The 19,442-nt window shown below is 39.7% G+C and carries 21 protein-coding genes; 13 read left to right on the plus strand and 8 right to left on the minus strand.

What is annotated here, in order from left to right:
* Nucleotides 1-5: 5 nt before the first annotated feature.
* The 7 genes from HCJ30_RS02705 (at nt 6) to HCJ30_RS02735 (ending at nt 6,326) form a co-directional block, all read left to right on the plus strand.
* Entirely contained in the window at nt 6-614 is a 609-nt protein-coding gene (locus HCJ30_RS02705; protein WP_185390874.1) for an alpha/beta hydrolase, read from the plus strand.
* Between the two features lie 9 nt (nt 615-623).
* Nucleotides 624-1,244, plus strand: coding sequence for a flavin reductase family protein (locus HCJ30_RS02710; RefSeq protein ID WP_185390875.1), 621 nt, complete (start codon nt 624-626; stop codon nt 1,242-1,244).
* A gap of 328 nt (nt 1,245-1,572) precedes the next feature.
* Nucleotides 1,573-2,829, plus strand: a complete 1,257-nt coding sequence (gene hflX, locus HCJ30_RS02715; protein ID WP_185390876.1) for a GTPase HflX — start codon at nt 1,573-1,575, stop codon at nt 2,827-2,829.
* Nucleotides 2,830-2,894: 65 nt separating this feature from the next.
* On the plus strand, nt 2,895-3,767 hold the full coding sequence (locus HCJ30_RS02720; RefSeq protein ID WP_185390877.1) for a metallophosphoesterase: 873 nt from the start codon (nt 2,895-2,897) through the stop codon (nt 3,765-3,767).
* A 5-nt stretch (nt 3,768-3,772) separates the two neighbouring features.
* On the plus strand, nt 3,773-4,762 hold the full coding sequence (lplA2, locus tag HCJ30_RS02725) for a lipoate protein ligase LplA2 (protein WP_185390878.1): 990 nt from the start codon (nt 3,773-3,775) through the stop codon (nt 4,760-4,762).
* A 125-nt stretch (nt 4,763-4,887) separates the two neighbouring features.
* Nucleotides 4,888-5,640, plus strand: coding sequence for a hypothetical protein (locus tag HCJ30_RS02730; RefSeq protein WP_185390879.1), 753 nt, complete (start codon nt 4,888-4,890; stop codon nt 5,638-5,640).
* 35 nt (nt 5,641-5,675) lie between these two features.
* Entirely contained in the window at nt 5,676-6,326 is a 651-nt protein-coding gene (locus HCJ30_RS02735) for a GntR family transcriptional regulator (protein ID WP_185390880.1), read from the plus strand.
* A gap of 34 nt (nt 6,327-6,360) precedes the next feature.
* Here HCJ30_RS02735 and HCJ30_RS02740 read toward each other — a convergent pair whose 3' ends face one another.
* The gene (locus tag HCJ30_RS02740) at nt 6,361-7,350 is read right to left on the minus strand and encodes an NADPH:quinone oxidoreductase family protein (protein ID WP_185390881.1); all 990 of its coding nucleotides are present in this window, start codon (nt 7,348-7,350) and stop codon (nt 6,361-6,363) included.
* Nucleotides 7,351-7,527: 177 nt separating this feature from the next.
* Between HCJ30_RS02740 and HCJ30_RS02745 the strand changes: the two genes are divergently transcribed.
* On the plus strand, nt 7,528-8,457 hold the full coding sequence (locus tag HCJ30_RS02745; protein ID WP_185390882.1) for a diacylglycerol/lipid kinase family protein: 930 nt from the start codon (nt 7,528-7,530) through the stop codon (nt 8,455-8,457).
* Between the two features lie 37 nt (nt 8,458-8,494).
* Nucleotides 8,495-8,827, plus strand: a complete 333-nt coding sequence (locus tag HCJ30_RS02750) for a hypothetical protein (RefSeq protein ID WP_185390883.1) — start codon at nt 8,495-8,497, stop codon at nt 8,825-8,827.
* A 38-nt stretch (nt 8,828-8,865) separates the two neighbouring features.
* On the opposite strand, the gene HCJ30_RS02755 is transcribed toward HCJ30_RS02750, so the two are convergent.
* Nucleotides 8,866-9,732 carry an ROK family protein gene (locus HCJ30_RS02755; protein ID WP_185390884.1) on the minus strand — a complete coding sequence of 289 codons (867 nt, stop codon included), beginning with the start codon at nt 9,730-9,732 and terminating at the stop codon, nt 8,866-8,868.
* A 156-nt stretch (nt 9,733-9,888) separates the two neighbouring features.
* Between HCJ30_RS02755 and HCJ30_RS02760 the strand changes: the two genes are divergently transcribed.
* Complete coding sequence (locus HCJ30_RS02760; protein WP_003721894.1) at nt 9,889-10,272, plus strand: hypothetical protein; 384 nt, start codon at nt 9,889-9,891, stop codon at nt 10,270-10,272.
* Nucleotides 10,273-10,323: 51 nt separating this feature from the next.
* Here HCJ30_RS02760 and HCJ30_RS02765 read toward each other — a convergent pair whose 3' ends face one another.
* Nucleotides 10,324-10,791, minus strand: coding sequence for an Lmo0779 family protein (locus tag HCJ30_RS02765; protein ID WP_185391574.1), 468 nt, complete (start codon nt 10,789-10,791; stop codon nt 10,324-10,326).
* A gap of 340 nt (nt 10,792-11,131) precedes the next feature.
* Here HCJ30_RS02765 and HCJ30_RS02770 point away from each other — a divergent pair, with 340 nt between their 5' ends.
* The 3 genes from HCJ30_RS02770 to HCJ30_RS02780 are packed head-to-tail and all read left to right on the plus strand — an operon-like array spanning nt 11,132 to nt 13,374.
* Complete coding sequence (locus HCJ30_RS02770) at nt 11,132-12,622, plus strand: T7SS effector LXG polymorphic toxin (RefSeq protein WP_185390885.1); 1,491 nt, start codon at nt 11,132-11,134, stop codon at nt 12,620-12,622.
* On the plus strand, nt 12,619-12,966 hold the full coding sequence (locus HCJ30_RS02775) for a hypothetical protein (protein ID WP_185390886.1): 348 nt from the start codon (nt 12,619-12,621) through the stop codon (nt 12,964-12,966). The genes HCJ30_RS02770 and HCJ30_RS02775 overlap by 4 nt, the downstream gene beginning before the upstream one ends.
* A 36-nt stretch (nt 12,967-13,002) precedes the next feature.
* A complete protein-coding gene (locus HCJ30_RS02780) occupies nt 13,003-13,374 on the plus strand; it encodes a hypothetical protein (protein ID WP_185390887.1) in 372 nt (123 codons plus the stop codon).
* 79 nt (nt 13,375-13,453) lie between these two features.
* Here HCJ30_RS02780 and HCJ30_RS02785 read toward each other — a convergent pair whose 3' ends face one another.
* The 5 genes from HCJ30_RS02785 to HCJ30_RS02805 all read right to left on the minus strand — a co-directional run bounded on the left by HCJ30_RS02785 (nt 13,454) and on the right by HCJ30_RS02805 (nt 19,363).
* Nucleotides 13,454-14,332 carry a PTS mannose transporter subunit IID gene (locus HCJ30_RS02785; protein WP_003761108.1) on the minus strand — a complete coding sequence of 293 codons (879 nt, stop codon included), beginning with the start codon at nt 14,330-14,332 and terminating at the stop codon, nt 13,454-13,456.
* A gap of 18 nt (nt 14,333-14,350) precedes the next feature.
* Nucleotides 14,351-15,166 (minus strand): PTS mannose/fructose/sorbose transporter subunit IIC, encoded by an 816-nt coding sequence (locus HCJ30_RS02790; RefSeq protein WP_185390888.1) that lies wholly within the window; start codon nt 15,164-15,166, stop codon nt 14,351-14,353.
* Nucleotides 15,167-15,339: 173 nt separating this feature from the next.
* Nucleotides 15,340-15,825, minus strand: a complete 486-nt coding sequence (locus HCJ30_RS02795) for a mannose/fructose/sorbose PTS transporter subunit IIB (RefSeq protein WP_008947185.1) — start codon at nt 15,823-15,825, stop codon at nt 15,340-15,342.
* Nucleotides 15,825-16,259 carry a mannose/fructose/sorbose PTS transporter subunit IIA gene (locus HCJ30_RS02800; RefSeq protein WP_185390889.1) on the minus strand — a complete coding sequence of 145 codons (435 nt, stop codon included), beginning with the start codon at nt 16,257-16,259 and terminating at the stop codon, nt 15,825-15,827. Before HCJ30_RS02800 ends, HCJ30_RS02795 begins: the two co-directional genes overlap by 1 nt.
* Before the next feature lie 287 nt (nt 16,260-16,546).
* The gene (locus tag HCJ30_RS02805) at nt 16,547-19,363 is read right to left on the minus strand and encodes a sigma-54-dependent transcriptional regulator (RefSeq protein WP_185390890.1); all 2,817 of its coding nucleotides are present in this window, start codon (nt 19,361-19,363) and stop codon (nt 16,547-16,549) included.
* Nucleotides 19,364-19,442: the final 79 nt, after the last annotated feature.

Below are 19,442 nucleotides of genomic sequence, written 5' to 3' on the forward strand. Positions count from 1 at the left end.
AACGGATGGAACATATTTTTATTCCAGGGAAAAACAAGGAATTAGCGCCATTATTACTACTTCACGGAACAGGCGGCGATGAAAAGTCGCTTGTCGAAGTAGCGGAGTTTATCGCGGGTGATGCGGCAGTTTTATCCTTACGAGGTGACATCAAAGAAGGTGGAGCAAACCGATTTTTCAAAAGGTTTCATGACGGCAGTTTGGACTTAGAGGATTTGGAAAGCAAAACGGCAGAATTAATCGCAACAACGCGTGAACTGGCGGATGAGTACCAACTGGATTTTGAGCGAATTATTGCTGTCGGTTACTCGAATGGCGCCAATATAGCGGCCAATGCGTTGCTTCAAGCGGAAGATAGTTTCCATAAAGCGATTTTGTTTCATGCGATGCCAGCTGGAAATAAACAACCCGATTTTTCCATTAGCCACCGCAATGTATTTCTTTCGGCCGGTTTAAACGATCCGTTGATTACGGCAAAAGCTTCCGAAGAACTAGTAGAAATCCTCGAAAAACGTGGTGCGAACGTCGAAACCGTTTGGACGGCGGCGGGGCATTCACTGACTATGGAAGAACTAGAAGAAGCGAAAAAATGGTATCAAAACAACCAGAAATGAGGTCCAATGATGGCTATTTTTAACAGTGCTGCTTTATCCCAAAAAGATAATTATAAATTTTTAACAGGAAGTATTATTCCGCGACCAATTGCTTTTATTACTACACTTGCTGAGGACGGGGTGACGGTTAACGCCGCTCCGTTCAGTTTTTTTAATGTCGTTTCGAGTGATCCAGCAATCGTTTCTATCGTCGTCCAACGTGCGGATGGGAAGCAAAAAGATACAGCGAGGAATGCAGCTTTCACGAAGGAATTAAACATCCATATTGTCAGCGAGGAATTTGTGGAAGAGATGAATAAAACTGCCGCGCGCCTTGCGCCAGATGTGAGCGAAATCGACAAGACGAACTTGCATTTAGAGCCAGTCCCAGACATGAAAACACCAAAAATTTCCGAAGCAAAAATTGTCCTCACTGCTAAACTAGACCAGATTATTCCGATTAAGAATGATGCTTGTGAGGTTATTTCTGATTTAATTTTAGCGCGGATTGTGACATATGATTTTGCAGACGATGTGTTTGACGCTGAACATCATTACATTTTGCCAGAAAAGCTTGCGCCAGTAGCACGTTTGGCGGGAAATGACTATGCGAAACTTGGTGATATTTTCCGAATTGAGCGACCGAATTAACGAGAATTAGTTGCGAAACAAAAACTATCATGTTAAACTAGGGGCATCTAAATTGAACGGAGGGTTGCCCATCATGCGTTATATTAGACTACGTTTCCCAAAAAATCTATGCAACTAATTTAATAGTGCGGGAATATCCATGCTTATTTGGTATGGATAACGGGATTGGTCTTGCGTGCATGTATGGCACCCAAAATAAATATGGGTAGAATGAAGGAGAAATCCGCTTCATTTGAAGGCAAGCTAGTATCTTTTTGATGCTGTTTTTGTGTTTCAATCTACTCAGAACCCCTGACCGCGCTGAATCTATTTCAGGAGGTCCTTTTTTATGGAGAAAAAAGTATTAATCGTTGGCATAAGCCAAAAACAAGCAAATTTTGATTATTCAATGGAAGAATTAGCCAATTTAGCGGCTGCAAATAATATGGAAGTAGTGGGTGAAATTCGCCAAAATATTGACCGTGAAAATCGCGCTACTTATGTTGGAAAAGGCAAAGTGGACGAAATCAAAGGCCTGGCAGAAATGCAGGAAGCTCGTTTGATTATTTTTGATGATGAACTTTCGCCGTCGCAAATCAGAAATTTAGAAGAAGCGCTCGAACTGGATGTAATGGATAGAACTGGGCTGATTCTGGCTATCTTTGCAAACCGAGCAAAAACAAAAGAAGCCCAACTGCAAGTCCAAATCGCCAAATTGAAATATGAACTACCACGGATTTTCGGACAAGGCGAAGACATGGACCAGCAAAGCGGAAAAGGCGGACTTAGCAACCGTGGTTCCGGTGAAAAGAAAATCGAAACCGACCGCCGAACTATCAAAAATCAAATCCGCCATTTGCAAAAAGAGCTCGATATGCTGGTAGATGACCGTGAAGTACGTCGTCGCAAACGGAAGAAAAATGAAATTCCGGTGGTGTCGCTCGTTGGTTATACGAATGCTGGAAAATCCACAACGATGAACGGCTTAGTACGCGCCTATAGTGAAACAGCCGAAAAACAAGTTTTTGAAAAAGATATGCTCTTCGCTACGCTGGAAACGAGTGTACGCGAAATTGTGTTGCCAGATAACAAGCAATTTTTACTCACAGATACGGTTGGTTTTGTGAGCAAACTGCCGCATCAATTAGTGAAAGCATTCCGTTCCACACTAGAAGAAGCGCGCGATGCCGATTTACTCATTCATGTGGTAGATTATTCGGACCCGCATTATAAAACGATGATGAAGACGACAGAAGAAACATTGAAAGCCGTTGGTGTAGAAGATGTTCCTGTTATTTACGCTTACAATAAAGCTGATTTAATGGAAGACGAAATATACCCTAAACAAACGGATAATACGATTGTTTTTTCGGCGCGGGAAGAAGAAAGTTTGGAGTTTCTAACGGAAGTCATTCGGAAGGAACTATTCGCCAGCTATGAAAAAGCAACTTTCTTAATTCCATTTGAAGCTGGTCAAATTGTCGCTTATTTAAACGACCATGCCGACGTGTTAGAAACCGAATACTTGGAAAATGGCACGAAGATAGTAGCGGAAGTGAGCCCGGCTGATTTGCAAAAACTAGCAGAATATCAAATAGCTGACTAAAGCGAGTTCATCCTTAATTTGCTATAATGAAACATACAGCAAATTTAGTGAGGAGATTTCTAGCTATGAAAAAAACTGGATGGGGAATACTTGGCGCGGTTGCTGCTTTTACAGGGTACGCCTACTGGTCGACCAAACATTTAACTGTAACAAATTATGAAATAGTATCAGATAAAATTCCAGCAGAATGGGACGGTGCGACGTTTGTTCAGCTGTCCGATCTGCATAGTGCAAGTTTTGGTTTATATAATAATCCTTTGCTCAGTATTGTGAATGAGCTGGCTCCAGACGCCGTTTTTCTAACTGGAGATATGATTGATGGCGATGAGTCACCGTTTGTAGCAATGGCAGTCGTGCGCAAATTGGCCAAAGAATTTCCGGTCTTTTATGTGAGCGGAAACCATGAAGGTCGAAGCGCATTTTATGAAGATTTTAAAGCAGATATGGAAAAACATCATGTCGCTGTTCTCGAAAATGAACGCTATTTTCTAAAAAAAGATGGCGCGGCAATCATGGTGGCTGGTGTTTCAGATCCACGGTTTGTAAGAGATGATTGGGCGGAGAAAGAATTGCCGAAACGAGAATGGGAAGAGGCGGCTTTAAAAGAAGCGCTAGATGAGACGACAGCTAATCTATCACCGGATTACTTTACCTTTTTACTAGCCCATCGTCCAGAGTTTTGGCCACTTTATCAAGCATATCCAGTGGATTTGGTGTTAGCTGGTCATGCACACGGAGGTCAATTTCGTCTACCACTAACAGAAGGCCTTTTCGCACCGGGGCAAGGATTAATGCCAAAATGGACAGCGGGAATTCACCGGGCTGGTGGAAAAGCGCTTATTGTGAGCCGTGGCCTTGGAAATGTAACGAAACTTCCGCGCCTATTTAATGATCCAGAAATTATTCGGATTACGCTTAAAGCAAAAGGGGATGCTTAAGAAAAGTGATTTATTTAGATAATGAAGATGTACTCGATCAAGCGTACAACTTTGCAATGGAAGAATATGCACTGCGTTTTTTAGATGAAAATGAAACGTATTTTATGTTTTACCGAATGAAGCCGACGATTATTGTTGGTAAAAATCAAAACACGCTAGAAGAAATTAACCACACGTTCGTTAAAGACCATCATATCGATGTGCTGCGCCGGTTGTCAGGTGGCGGAGCAGTTTACAATGACGAAGGTAACATTAGTTTTAGCATGATTACAAAAGATGACGGCAATAGCTTTCAAAATTTCGCGAAGTTCACTGAGCCGGTGATTCGCGCGCTTCAAAAGCTTGGTGTAAATGCAAAGCTTAGCGGCCGAAACGATATCGAAGTAGAGGGCAAGAAAATCAGCGGGAATGCCCAATTTGCAACAAAAGGTCGCCTTTATAGCCACGGAACGCTACTGTTCGATGTGGATTTGTCGATGCTTGAAAAAGCGCTACAAGTTGACCCGGAGAAATACTTATCGAAGGGTGTTAAATCCGTACGCAGCCGTGTGACAACCATTCGTGAAAATCTAGCGAACGATATGGATATTTTGGATTTTAAGCAAATTTTACTAGAATCCATTTTTGAAACGACCGAGATACCACGTTATACATTTACCGAAGCGGACAAACAAGGTATCGAAAAATTACGTGTCGAGCGTTATCGGAATTGGGACTGGACATATGGTAAATCGCCAAAAGCGACAATCAAACGCAAAAAACGATTTCCAGCGGGCACTATTGAATTTCAACTAGCGCTACAAAAAGGCCAAGTAAAAGAAGCGACGATTTATGGCGACTTTTTCGGAACAGAAGATGTTACTGAGCTAGCCCGCAAAATGGTTGGCTGTCGTTTTGAACAAGAAGAACTAAGTAAAGCTTGGGGAAAAGTGGATACGAAATCCTACTTCGGTGATATTGAAAAAGAAGCCGTTTTAGCGATGTTATTTGAATAAAAGATAGAAGAAAAAACTCTAAGAAGTGAATTCTTGGAGTTTTTTCGTGGAAATGATTACTACGCTTTAATAAATCAAGAACTCGTGTTAAACTTAAAGTTAGAAAAAAAGGAAAAGGTGTAGAGATGGCTATAAACAAATTAAACGATTTTTATTTTAAAAAACTTGGCAGCTGGAATTTAATACATAGTTTTATAAAGGGTTTTTGGAGAGCGTTTTTTTTAATCGTGCTACTTATAATTGTTATTAACATTATAGTGGCAAATTTTCTGGATAATGTGTTTTTAATTCCAGTGATGTTGATTAGTTTACTCTATATTCCACTCCTGTATTACCTATTAATTTACAATCGCGCGAAGAAATTTATTCGGACGCGGTATCAATTACGTAATTTTAAAGAGTTGACTGCAATGCGACGGTATTTATTATATGCCTATTTAGAAAAAAGCGGTTTTAGCACGCGGGACGATTTAGACAAACTACTTCGCTTTGTTCATTCAGAAATGGCAGAAGAGAAAAAGAACTATAAACCATTAAACACCATAATCGGCGTTTTTATCGCAGCGTTTTTGGCGATTTTGGGCGGTTCCTTTTTATTCTTAATGGAAAATGTAGTGGAGCGACTTATTGCAGCAGTTGTAATAATCGTGATGGCGGTCATTTTATATTTTATCGGTCTTACAGTTATGAGAATTATCCGCTCCAAATCAGAAATAAACACAAGAAAAGAACAAGAACTTACAAGAGAAATTATTGCCATTCAAACGGCTATGCTTGTTAGTGAAAACACCAGTTACCACCCATTTTTAGCAATGGAAAAGAAAGTGAATGAAAGTGAATTTTTAAAAGAGATAATTACATCACGGTCCTTTTTATAAACATATCGTTATAGGCATATTTAGGAGGCAGAATCATGACAACCAAACGCAAAGAGACGAGAGAAAGTGTTTGTTATCGGGAAATTAAAAAGAAGATTCGAAACGGGGAACTAAAGCCAGGAGATCGCTTAATTGAAAATACGCTATCGCAACAACTAGAAATTAGCCGCACGCCGATTCGAAAAGCCATTGGAATGCTTGCTGCAGATGGTTATGTCGAATACAATGATTTTCGCGGTGCTTTCGTTCGAGATAGCATTATTAATAAAGAACGCTACTTTGAAATGACAGAAATTATTGGTTTGTTTCTAAAACAAGCTATTCAAAAAATCCGCACGAAAAAAATCACCTTCAACAAAATGCGTGTTGTCGCTAAATTAGTCGAAATTGAACGGGAAGAACCCCCAGCCGATCCAGCTATTTACTTCGAATACGAAAAGTGGTTTGTGAGTGATTTATTGACGTATATGAAAAATAATTACTACTTAAAAATTAGTGACGACTTTTTCAATAATATTCAAGAATTTGGTGATGAGGAAGTTATCAAAATCGCGCAAAATGCCTGTGTTAAAACGGTTGCTAACATTCAACGTTTTATTGATGCTTTAGAAGAGCAAGATTATGATCAGTGCATGGCGATTATTGATCAAGTCATCGATGCGCACGTATTAGTCGCATATCGTTAATAAAAGGATGGTCCTACATTTAGGACCATCCTTTTTATTTTACTTTCACTAAATATCTACCAGTAACGCCGCCGTTCATTACTTGATGGAGCGCTCTAGGTAACTCGGAAAATGGTACTTCTGTTGCCAAACTCTCTAAATTAGCCAATTTAAAATCGGTTGCAAGTCTATTCCAAATCCGAACTCGTTTTGACATCGGGCATAAAACAGAATCAATTCCGAACAATTGAATGCCGCGCAAAATGAATGGAAAGACGGTCGTATCTAATTTTCCACCAGCTGACATGCCGCATATTGTCACGGCGCCACCATATTGAACGGCTGTTAGAAGATAAGAAAGCGGTTTGCCACCAACACAATCAATCGCACCAGCATAAAGTTGTTTATCTAACGCACGCACTTTTTCAGGCTGAAAAGCTTCTCTTGGGAGTATTTCCGTTACGCCAAATTTTTCTAAGAATTCCTTGGCGTCACTTTTGCCAGAAGAGGCTACGACTGAAAATCCGCGTTTTGCAAGGATGGCTGAGCTAAGACTACCTACACCGCCAGTTGCGCCACTTACAGCGATTTTTCCAGCATCGGGGGTTACGCCACTAAATTCCAGTGCATCGACCGAGAGAGCCGCTGTAAAGCCTGCTGTGCCAAGTATCATCGCTTCTTTTAGCGATAAACCATCTGGCAAAGGGACAACCCAGTCAGCTGGAACGCGAATAAACTCGCTATAGCCACCAAAATAGCTCACACCAAAGTCATAGCTAGTAACAATAACCTCATCACCCAATTGAAAACGGTCGGATTTCGATTCCACCACGATGCCACTTGCATCAATCCCGGGAATGAAAGGATATTTACTCACAATTTTCCCGTCTGGAAGCACTGCCAGCCCATCTTTGTAATTAATACCAGAATAATGTACTTCAATCGTTACTTCATTTTCTGGTAAGTTATCTAATGTCGTTTCTCTAAAATGAAGGGAAGTATTATCTGCTTCTTTTTCAATGAAAAGCGCTTGAAATGATTTCATTTTTTAAATTCCTCCACAACTCTATTTTGTGTTCCCCTTCACTTTACGACTTTTTTCGGCATTTTACAAGGCTGTGACTGGTACAAATCCCCATTTCAAGGTAAACTATAGTAGTGAAGATGCCGATATATTATGTGAATTTATAAATAGAATTTTTGGCAAGAAAGGGTGAGTGCAATGGGGAAAGCACTATTGATTGTGAATCCGTCATCAGGCAAAGAAAAAGGAAAAACCTACCAAGGGAAGACAGAAGCAGTACTAAAAAAACGTTATGATGAGGTAGAAGTTCGCCTCACTGAAAAAGCAGGAGATGCGACAGAATTTGCTTCTTGGGCAGCGGAACAAGGTTTTGAAGCGGTGATTGCGATGGGTGGAGACGGCACTTTAAATGAAACAATAAACGGTCTCGCTATTCATGCAAAACGTCCTGATTTTGGCTTCGTTCCACTTGGGACTGTCAATGATTTGGCGCGCTCGGTAGGTATACCGCTAAAACCTGAAAAAGCCATTCAAGCATTAGAAAAAGCGATCGCAGTACCGATGGATGTTGGCCGAATTGGCGACCAATACTTCATGAACGTCCTAGCAATTGGAATGATTGCGCAAGCTGTCGACCAAGTTAGTGTCGAACAAAAAACTAAATTTGGCTCCGTGGCATACTTTTTAGAGGGCCTAAAAGCATTTAACCGCAATGAGTTACTTCATTTTAAAATAGAGTATGACGAAGAAGTTTGGGAAGGCGAGGCAGCGCTAGTCGTGGCTGGTTTAACAAAATCAGTCGGCGGGATGGAGTCATGGGCACCAGACGCAAAAATCGACGACGGCTATCTCCACATTATTATTCTAACCAAGCTAGGTTTGCTCGATGCAGCCAACATGATCCCACAATTAATCCGCGGCAATTTAAAAAATAGCGAGGGCGTCGTTTACATTAAAACGAAAAAACTGACCATCGATGCGAGCGGAGAAGATTTAAGCATCAATGTTGATGGCGACCCAGGTCCGGGTGTTCCAGCAGAAATCGAAGTTCTCGGCAGTCATTTAAATATCCTTGCACCGAAAAAAAGCAGCAAGAAGCGTTTTGGCCCATTCGTACTGAAAAAGTAATCTACAAATTGTAGAAGAATAAGGAGATGAAAGCTTTATGGAAGAAGAACTAGAAGTCGTTCATAAAGGCCTTGCCAACGCGAAAAATGGGTTTAAAGCCGTCCCCGGAAAATTGTATTTAACGGCAACCTATATTGTCCACAAACCGAATGATTATTTTGACGAAGAAATCAATATTCCACTTAATCGAGTCGCAAAAATCCGCGGTGTTCGTACGAAAATCCTCGGAAAAGAATTACTTTCCAACATTTTAGAAATCGACATGAATTCTGGAGTGAAATATCAATTCGTTGTCAATAAACAGAAAAAGTGGCTAGAAGCAGTTTCCGAAGTACTAAAAAGCCGCGGAGAATTAGAAAAATTAGCATAGAAAGAAGCTGGCACAATAAAAGTGACCAGCTTCTTTTGTTACGCTAAATGAAAAGCAGTAGCACCAATCAAGTTCGCGTCATTTCCAAATACACATCGAGCGACAGTAGGACTAATCGTCGCAATCGGCACGCTTGCTTTGACCTTCGCCACATAACGAGTTAACTCATCAATAAAATCCGCCCGTTCACTCACGCCACCACCAATAACAACTAGTTCAGGATCCAGCGCATATTGTAAATTGAAAATACTCCGAGCAAGATAATAAAACATTGTATCCAATTCTTCCTCCGCGATGGTATTTCCGTCTGCACGCAATTCGAAAGCACCAAGTCCATCAATCGTATCTGCAGGAACTTCTAAACGCTCAGCAATTCTCGCAGCAGCGTTCACGACCGTACCAAGCTCACTAAGCGTGTGTCCGTCACGATCCATCAACATATAACCAAATTCACCACCATGCAAATTGGCCCCGTGATGCACCTTGCCACCGCGAATAACCGCACCACCAACACCACTTCCAAGAATCATAAAAATAATATCTTGTTTATCTTTCGCCGCACCAATCCAAACTTCCGCTAAAGCAGCGCAGTTAGCGTCATTTTCCATCGTAACTGGAAGCACCAGTTTTTCTTCAAGTAATTGTTTAAAAGCGAAATTATGTATGTACGGAATTGCACTCGCTCCACCAATGATACCGGTTTCATTATTCACCGCACCCGGACAACTAAAAGCCGCACCTTGAAACGTATAATCATATTTATTTTTTACCTCTACAAGTAGTTGCATCATTTCATCCAAATTATCTGGGGTACTGAATTTACCTTTTTCTAGTATTTCTCCAGCTGTTGTCAACACACCAAACTTTACTGCTGTTCCACCTAAATCAAACGCAAGTATCGTCATTACCCATTCTCCTTTGACAAAAAGTATATACTTATCATACTTTCAAATGTGACAAATGACAAATAAAAAGTGAAATTAGTTTGCTAAAAATTAACGTCATTTTCCAGTTTTGTGCTATAATAAAGCAAGAATTTGAAGCGCAGGAGGAAATGGTTAGTGGAGATAAAGGTTCAAAAGAAATTGACTGACGGCAGAATCGCTTTTAGTAGTGAATATGGTGAATGCGTTGGAATATGGGCCGATGAAGACCCAGAACCAAGTAGGGTTTACACAGTAGAAATTACGATACCGGACATGATTAGCGCGGAACTACTGCACGAAAGCGAAGAAAAACATTGTGCACTAGAAATAGATGAAGAGGGCTTAGTTCACGTAATTGGGAAGTTAGAGGATTACGAGGAAGATGGCTTTGCAGTGCTTCGCTTAGAAGAAAGTATCATTTGTTTTGACACGAAATTCAGTGAAGAAATCGAAATGCTCCATGGGAGATTTGTTGAATTTGTTATCCCGGAAATAAAATTGAGTAATGTTGGTATATAAAAAAACGCCATGCTTCATTTCCTTAAAAACAGGAAATCAAGCGTGGCGTTTTTAGCTATATGTAGTAAATACAGCAAGCATTTTTTCTAAGTCTTTCTCGGATCTTGCAAACAGCATCAAGCGTTGACGATTGGTTTCAATCACAAGCACGCCATCCTCTGATAAATTCATCCGTTCAATTTTTGCATAAGGGAAGAATAACAGGGCATAAAAAAGTCCAGATTCTTTGAAAACAGCTTTTGAACTACGGAAGAAGCAAATGTAGATGAAAAGCACACCCATAATCCCAAGCAGGACAGAAGTGGAAAATGGTCCTTCACGAAAGAACGTATTAGAAACGAATAACAGAACGATAATCCCAACAAAAATATAACCGTCCCATCGACCACGAGAACGCAATTTGACACTTAAAACCGTCTTACCTTTCCAAAGTGGAATTACTGCATCATTATACAAAATATACAGTGCAGTCAAGATGTTTGCCGCAAACAAAAAGATATTAGTAGCATCCCAAACCATTTTAGCTATCACTCACAATCTATCATTGATATAGTTTAGTCATATTGTAACATAATTATGCGGGGAAGAGGGAGAACTGGGTTTGAGGATTGATTTTCACATAGATACAAATATAGCCAAAATCGGAAGAATATGAATTCCAACTATTATGTAAAGTAAAATTAGTATCTAAAAAAAACAAATTAAAGCTGTTTTTCAAGGTATAGATTCACAGAATGCTCACAAAATGAGAGAGTTACCGATGATATAATATACTTATATTACATACAGAGAGGAAGTAACGGGATGAGAATGAAAAAATCAATAAAGCTACTATGCAATCGCAGAAGGAGTTCAATGAATGAGTCGAATTGATATTGCAGAACTCAATGGCTTTCTTCAAGAATTACGAAGCAGTAATGCCGAAGCGAAGAAAATGATACGCGGGATTCAACAAGCAGCAAGTAAGTATACGCAAGATAAAAGCCTGAAAGGACAAGGGGTATCAGTTTCGCAAAGTTACTTCGCTTCCAGTTATCCCTCTATTGCACAAAGTATTTTAGAAGCTCTAGAAGAAAGCGAAGAACGTTTAGTACAATACATACGCGAGTTTGGCAGCCAAGTGGACAGCTCGCCTTCCGCTCGAATTGATGCAGAAATCCTCCAAGAAGCGATGGCAAAAGTGGCGAGTTTGCAGCGAAAAGAAGAAGACTTACACCGCCAACTCACCGCACCAAATACCAAGCCGGATATGCAACAAGTCTACGTGGTTCAAGCGAGAAGTGCGCACACTCAATTACTGCAAGCAATTCAAAAAGAAGATATACTAGAAAGGTATATTGCTTTCGAACAAAGTCACAGTCAATTTTTTAGCGCATTAGTCGAACTCATTCATTCCACAGGACGAGCGGTGCAAGAGTTAAAACAAAATGTGACGTTCCATGATAAAACAGGCACCTATACTGTTTCCAAAAGCGTCCATGCGTCCATTAGTTTGATGAGAAAAGCGATGGATAAAGCACGCAAAGAAAACGCCAAAGATCCCTTCCCAGAAGCATTCGAAGACTATCATTTATTCGCCTATGCTTATGTGAATGACAAAGGCGAAACCGTTACGATGTGGCTGCTGGAACGAGATGGTAAACGCGCCAGCAACAAAGAACTTCAAGCTTTCTTAGAGGAGAACGGAGCCGAGTTAGACCCTATTCTGTACACAAGTCTTTCCGGTGAAGAACTCGAACGCAAAGTAAATGATGCATGGAAAGACGGCGTTAACTACTTAAACGGTCAAAAAGTAACCGGATTTTCCGGCGCAACATTAAGATCCTCCGCCTACGTAGCTAGCGTGAAGGATGCGATGGATGACGCTGGACTAACTGATATGGCACTAGGATTAGGCTTTGGGATTGCGGCTGCGAGGAATAATCTAAAAGTAACAAATACTAAGAAAGTTAAAACCAATTTTGATGCTGAAAATCCAGTATCTGGAAAGGAGTGGAATAATTATTTTAAAGAAAAATATGGCTCAGCTAATGTTAGATGGAAAGACCCTATTAAATCTATTAATGACGCTATAGATATGCCAAGTTTATTAAGTGGCACAAACCCAGAAGATATTGTTGAAATTGCTATAAGAGAAGGATGGATAGTTCAACCATTAAAGAAGGGAAGTAAAAGCGGGTTGCTTTTTTCAGAAGGTGGAGGATACAGTATGAATGCACCTTCTGGAAGTTCTCTATATATCCAGTATCATCCTGGAGGCGGCCATCATGGGCAGGGGGCATATTATAAAGTATCATCTCCTAAAAATGGAACGATACGAATTAATATAGAAGGAGGAGTACTAGAATGACAGAAAAAGATGTAGAGGAACTCATGCTAATGCATAAAAGAATTATTGAAAATTTAGAAGAATTTTCTATGCCTGCGAAACAACAAATGGAAAAGTTAAAAGGTTTTGCAGTTACTGATGAATTGGCATCAGACTTTTCCGATATTGCATTACAATATGCAAAAATATTATTCGACCACGGTTGGTTGACAAAAGAACAGCTAGATATGTTTTTTGTTGTAGACAAAAAATTAGAAGGTATGTCAACCAACAAAGATTTGTGGAGTGATGAAGCATTAGAAACTAGTATAGAGTGGGCTGAATGTAGGAAACATGGGAAAGAAATATTGAAAACTTTTGAGTAATAGCTTTTTATTGTCAGAACAGGTGGCGAAGAAAAAATGATAAAAGTAAAATCAATCCATTGGTTAGATGAAGATGCAAGGGAAGCGGATGTCGTTTTAACTGATGGAGAATATAATGTAGTTTGTTTCTCTCATCCATGTGAACTTACTCTAAATGGTGTATATAATGAGCTTATTTATTGCTTTGATCCATTTGATATTTTTAAACTTAATCAAGCAGAATATAGCATGGAAAAACCTAACGACAATCAAGAACTATCCATTTTAAAAGGAAAGCTAATAGATGCAACAGATTCAATCATACAAATTGGTGAATTTAGAATAGATGTATCCGAGGGTGATATTGCTCAAGATATTTATGAAGGCGATTTTGTAGAGTTGAAGGTTCATAGAATAGATACTGAATGAGAAAAAAATGCGGATAAGGCATACAAAAAAAGAACCGGAATCCTAATCCCGGTTCTTTTCGAATGATAATAACCACCCATTATCCAAGCGGAGAATACCCAGCTGGTGGAAGTCCTAAGATTCCAGACCAGTAACCTAGAATACCAACAACGAATAGTCCTAAAATTAACCATAAAGCATTGACTTTTTTCTTCAGTATCCACATACAAGCGAATGTAAGTAGAAGGGCAAGAAGACCTGGCATTAATTGGTCCAAGATACTTTGAACAGTAGTTGGAACGTCTTTACCAGTTTTAGAGTCTTCAGTTGTATAAGCTACTAGTGGAACATAGATTGTAGTCCATTTATTAACAAGGGCACCCATGACGAATAGTCCGAGAATGGAAGCTCCTTCTGTTAGTTTTTGAAGCAGGCCGCCAGACATATCAGATACAACATCTGTACCTTTTGTATATCCGTAGAACACGCCCCAATAACGGAAACCTAGACGAATCGCATTAAATAGTACAAAGAATAAAATTGGCCCGATAATACTACCATCAGTGGCAAAACCGGCACCTAAAGCGGCAAGTACAGGACGAACAGTTCCCCAGAAAATTGGATCTCCAACGCCGGCAAGTGGTCCCATTAGACCTACTTTAATACCGTTGATAGCACCGTCGTCAATATCGGCACCATTGGCTTTTTGTTCTTCCATCGCGGTTGTAACACCTAGGATAGGAGCTGCCATATATGGATGTGTATTAAAGAATTCAAGATGACGTTTGATAGCTTGTTCTCTATCTGGTCCTTTTTCAGGATAAAGACGTTTAATTACTGGAATTACTGAGAAACAGAATCCTAGTGACTGCATACGCTCAAAGTTCCACGACCCTTGGAAGAGGTTGGAACGAATGAAAACGCCCATTAAATCACTTTTCGTTATTTTCTTTTCATTAACTGTAATTTGTTCACTCATATTTTTTCTCCCCCTTCCTTAGTCGTCAAGGTCGTCGTCGAGATCATCATCCGCTGATCGTCCGCCGCCGCCCCCACCGTATTGTTGGATCGCTTCTTTCAATTGATATTTAGGGTTTAGTTGGATGTAAATGATTGCTGCAACTAGTCCTAAAACACCTAGTGCTACTAAGTTGAATTGAGTAAATGCTGCGACAACAAAACCTAAGAAGAAGAAAGGCATTAAATATTTAGCAGACATCATGTTAATAACCATTGCGTAACCAACAACAACGATAAATCCGCCGGCTACGTTTAGGCCGTTAACGATAACATCTGGAATGGCATTGAGTAAATTTTCGACTGCTTGTGTACCAACTGTTACCGCAACGATAACGGCTGGAATCGCGATACGCATAGCTTGAAGTAGTAGTGCTGAAACATGTATCCAGTCGAGACTTCGCAGGTTACCTTCCTTACCAGCTTTATCAGCCATATGTTGGAATGCAACTGTAATTGTACGAACTAGGATAGTAAGTACTTGACCAAGAGCAGCTAAAGGAATCGCAAGCGAAATACCTACGCTGATATCTTGCCCCCCCGTAATAACTAAGATGGTAGAAATAATGGATGCAAGGGCAGCATCTGGAGCAACCGCAGCCCCGATGTTCATCCATCCAAGCGCGATCATTTCAAGTGTTCCCCCAATAATAATACCAGTTGTAATATCCCCAAGAACAAGACCGATTAATGTACAGGCAATTAATGGACGGTGCGTTTGCCACTCATCCAAAATACTACCCATACCACTAATACACGATACGAGGAATACAAGGATTAATTGTATTGCTGACATATATTTCCCTCCCAATTTTTCTTTTGAATGATAAAAAAAGATAATTTCATTATGATGACTGAATAAATTAAGCATCTAGTACTTAGACTTTTATTCATGAATCACCCCTTTAAAGGTCTTCCTTTAAACGTTTGTTTTTTCGGGGCTCTAAAAATAGGCGAGCCGCGGATGAATTATTTATCTTTATCTAGTAATGGGATCAGTTTGACTTTATTATCAGAAGCGACTTTGCGAATTTCAAGTTCGATTCCTTTTTCATCCAATTTGCGGAATGCTGCTTCGTCCGTTGCGTCAACAGATACAGCGTTAGTAATCATGTGTTTGCCTTCGCGGAATGCCATACCACCAATGTTTACGGTTGTAATATTGACACCAGCTTCTACTAGTGTTAGTACATCTGTAGGGTTAGTGAATAAGAACATGACAGGAGTTGTGGCATATTTAGGGTTGTTGTATACGCGAATCCCTTTTTGTACATCAACGACACTTGCTTTAACGCCTGGGGGTGCTACTTGTGTTAAAAGTGTTTTACGAACTTCATCTTTTGCGACATCATCACTAATAACGATGATACGTTCCACCTGTGTTTCTTTTGTCCAAACTGTTGCTACTTGACCGTGAATTAAACGGTCATCAATACGTGCTAAGCGAATATCCATTATAAATCGTCCTCCCCGACTTCTGTTTCTACTTTTGGTAATGATTGTTTGAGTGACTTAACGCCACCTGATCCTGCTGTAAGAGCTGTTTCTACTAGATCTTTTTGATTACTTGCTGCGCGCATCGAGAGCGTTTCAAGTAACATTGGAATATTAACGCCTGTGACAACATCCATATTATCTTCTGGAAGGGCGATTTGGCTAGATGCGTTATAAGGACTGCCACCAAATAAATCAACCATAAAAATGACGCCTTCAGAAGTATCCAATTTGTCTAGTTTTTCTTTATATTTGGTAATAAGCGTATCAGTGTTTTCTCCAGGAACGAAAGTAATGAATTCTACATTATCCTGTTTGCCGATAATCATTTCGGTTGATTTCAACAATTCACGCGCGGCTTCACCATGTGTGCCAATGATAATTCCAACTGGCATAAGTATCTCCTCCTTAAGCGTGGATATAATCATCCATTAATACTAACGCAAAAACTGTGCCAACATTTCTGTATTAAACAACCTCCTTTGCTAATAGAAGCGGTTCAAGGCTTTTGTAAGCGTGTACTAAGCGAAGCAGCGCGCCTTAATACGCTAAACACATTCATTAATACACTAAGTTACTAATCTTAGACATACATACAACATTACCCTAAAAGAAAGGGCAGAAAACGCAATTGCGGAAAATAAAACAAGCCAACTTGAGCAAAATGTTGGCTTGTTTATGTTTATGAAAGTACTTCTGGTTGGATTTCGTTCAAAATATCGTACAAATAACAAAGCTCATCATTGGTTAGTTTTAAGTTCATTTTGTAGATAACTTCTTTATTTGTTTCTTCTAGTGCTTGGAAAATCTCTGTTTCGAGCATGGTTTTAGGGTCACGATAAACTAATCCATCATTTAAAACCATACGTTCCAAAGCACAACCGACATGAATGAGCAAATTGATTTTGAACGTATTATCGAGTTTGTAACCCAGTTTTTTCTCTAATACGCTAGCAAACGAGCTAAGAATTTCAATCGTTTTCTTCGGATTGAGGTAGGTTAAAAATTCATTCAAGCTTTCTTCGATAATTTCTTTCGCGATTCGACCAGTTTCGCCAGTTTTAACAATGATGTTGCGTTGTTTCACGAGGCTGACCAATTGTTCTTCGCCATCCACGCCAAAAAGTCGTTCGAGCGGGATGAAGGGGATTTGGATTTTTGGATCTTGAATACCAACGGCCATCAAAATATCATTTTCTTCTTGAAGCTGTTCTAGACGGGTATCCATTTCATGCAAGCCAATTGGGATAACCTTGATTGCGTCTGTTGTAATCGTATCTAAAATATTTTCGATAAATAGTTGTAGTTTTTCTGCCGTACCTTCACCAGTCGCGCAAATTGTAACGATTGCGTGTGGTTTTTGATTGGAATCGAGCGTATCGTCATCCGAATTATAGCCACCATAACCACGGAAATCTTTCAAGGAATCGTAAATGCTGTCTAGTTCCATGTCGAGAATATTGGATTTGCGGACTGCCTCGATAACTGTTGCAGTCGAAACCATATCAATTGAGCGAACTGGAATGCCCGTACGTTCCGAAATAACCGGAGCAAAACTTGTCAGTGATCCCATGTCAACAAGCAACAAAAGACCACGCCCCATGTCCATTTCTTTCGCGCGTTCCGTCAATTTATCAAGCACGATTTTTGGACTTTGATCAAGTGGCATATCAATTCCTTCTACCAAACCTTCACCGAGCAGTTTTTTCGCGACACTTACCATACTACTCGCTGTATTATTACCATGAGTCGCCACAAGAACTGCCACACGAGCATTTTCTTGTTCTTTTAAAAGGGAACTAATTAGAAGCGTTAAATACATCACTTCCATATTTGGAACGCGAATGTGGAAAGTAGCTTCGATATCATCTTTAATCTCCCGTGATAATTCATAGGCTTCCGGTTGGTCGTTAACCACATTTTCGATATTCGTATATTTTAACGGTTTATTGCTTTCAATTCGTTTAATAAAAGAAGTCAAGTGCAGGCTAAACGCAAGCAGGAAGCGCTCATTCAACTTTTTACCAAGCTGATGTTCAATTCGCAGCTCGACACCTTCCGCAAAATTCAGGATTTCTTCATTAACGATTTTTAAGATGTTTTCGCGATTGTGGATCGTATTTTTAAATTTATTGTAAAAGCTGTTAAGGTGAATATCGATGTCCATCTTGATAAATTTCTTAATATCATCATCTTCCACACCTTGATCCATTAAAATCGATGCTTTATCTTCAATAATTTTGTAAAGGTTGAAATTCGGCTCATATTCGTCCGATGTAATCAGCGTATTATTCAGTTCCGGAAAAATCGTCGTATATGGTTCCAAGTATTCAGCAATCGCTTGAAGTTCCTTGCGGCGATTACTAAAATGGAAGAAACCATCTTTAATATTAATCGGTAACGTTTTAAAATCAATCAAAATTTCTTCGTCTTTGTCAAAGCTATTGAGGAAACCTTGCGCGCAAACGAGTTGGATGTTGGATTTTAATTGCCCAATATTTCCGTAAGTCGTATTACCAATCAAGGCTTTGGCAGCTTCATCTTCAATCCGAATCGGTTTATTGACACGATGCGCCTCGCTAGAAAGCAAGTATTTCAGCAATTCCACACGTTCAAACGCCGTCCGTTCTTCCAAACTTGGCAGCGTAATAATAATCGGAATACGACGCATAAATGTTTTCAAAAGGGAAGATTCCGGATTTTCGGTTGTAGCACCAATTATTAACACATTGGATTTGCGTGTCCGGTCGGTTTCGCCAAGTTTATTATACGTGCCAGAGTCCATCAAATAAAAAATCATTTCTTGACCTTCTGGTGGGAGACGGTGAATTTCATCAAGGAATAAAATCCCGCCTTCCGCTTTTTCCACAAGTCCGCCTTTATCATTTTCAGCGCCGGTAAAAGCACCTTTCACATGACCGAAAATATGGGACATCAAGAGTTGCGGGTTATTATAGTAATCGGCACAATTAAAAATAATAAACGGTGCGTCGGCAGGTAAGCGTTTGGCATGTTGCGAAAAACGATACATTAAATTAGCAAAAAGCGTTTTACCAACACCAGTTTGTCCGAGAATCATTGTATGTAAGCCATTTGGTGGATAGAGTACAGCAGCTTTGGCCTGCTCTACAGGGGTTTTGAGGCTGTCATTAACGCCAATTAAATCATCAAAAGGACTTCTTTCGACAATGCTTGGTTTTAACATTTTTAAAAGCGATTCACAGCTTTCAAATTCCAATTCGTTATCGGAAAGGGTACGTCCAATTTCATCTTCAACAGCTCTTTTAGGAAAATAAAGCACTGGTCGGCCAACGATTTTAATGATTTTTCCTTGTCTGTGAAGTTCATTCAATTCCATACTGACATTATTTCTCAAAATAGATAAAGTTTCCGAAATCGTACTTGCTGTAAAGCCTTCATTATTCTCTAATTGCTCGCGAATGGTCTTAGTGGAAGGATTTTCTAAAATAAATTCATAAATACGGTCAATACGCTTCATTATAAAACCTCCATTTAGTGTATCGGTGAACGTTTAGTGTATTATAAAAGATTAATACACTCTAGAATTCTGTATTTAT

This window comes from Listeria cossartiae subsp. cossartiae, assembly GCF_014224155.1.
GTDB lineage: Bacteria > Bacillota > Bacilli > Lactobacillales > Listeriaceae > Listeria > Listeria cossartiae.